This window comes from Acinetobacter sp. WU_MDCI_Abxd143, from assembly GCF_025514195.1.
GTDB lineage: Bacteria > Pseudomonadota > Gammaproteobacteria > Pseudomonadales > Moraxellaceae > Acinetobacter > Acinetobacter pittii_H.
Map to the genome: position 1 here is coordinate 1 of NZ_JAHPTH010000042.1, position 548 is coordinate 548.

1 protein-coding gene is annotated in these 548 nt (G+C 45.1%); it reads right to left on the bottom strand.

The window, feature by feature from the left end; genetic code table 11:
* On the bottom strand, positions 1–548 hold a 548-nt coding region (locus tag KTI79_RS19105), incomplete at both ends, for a GTP-binding protein (protein WP_262468849.1).

Sequence of the window (548 nt, forward strand, 5' to 3'; positions counted from 1 at the left end):
CCATATTGACCAGCATCGCCTTCCAACGCTTTAAGCGCAGAACCACGGATAACTGGAGTGTCATCACCTGGGAAGTCATAAGTAGAAAGAAGTTCACGAACTTCCATTTCTACTAATTCAAGTAATTCTTCATCATCAACAAGGTCACACTTGTTCAAGAACACGATGATGTAAGGTACACCAACCTGACGAGAAAGAAGGATGTGTTCACGAGTTTGTGGCATTGGACCGTCAGTCGCAGCACACACAAGGATCGCGCCGTCCATCTGAGCAGCACCAGTAATCATGTTTTTAACGTAATCGGCGTGGCCCGGGCAGTCAACGTGCGCGTAGTGACGAATTGGAGAATCGTATTCTACGTGTGAAGTATTAATTGTAATACCACGTGCTTTTTCTTCAGGTGCTGAGTCGATTTGTGAGTAATCTTTCGCTTCACCGCCGTAAGTTTTTGCACAAATTGTTGCAATCGCAGCAGTTAAAGTTGTTTTACCATGGTCAACGTGACCGATTGTGCCCACGTTTACGTGTGGCTTATTACGTTCAAACTT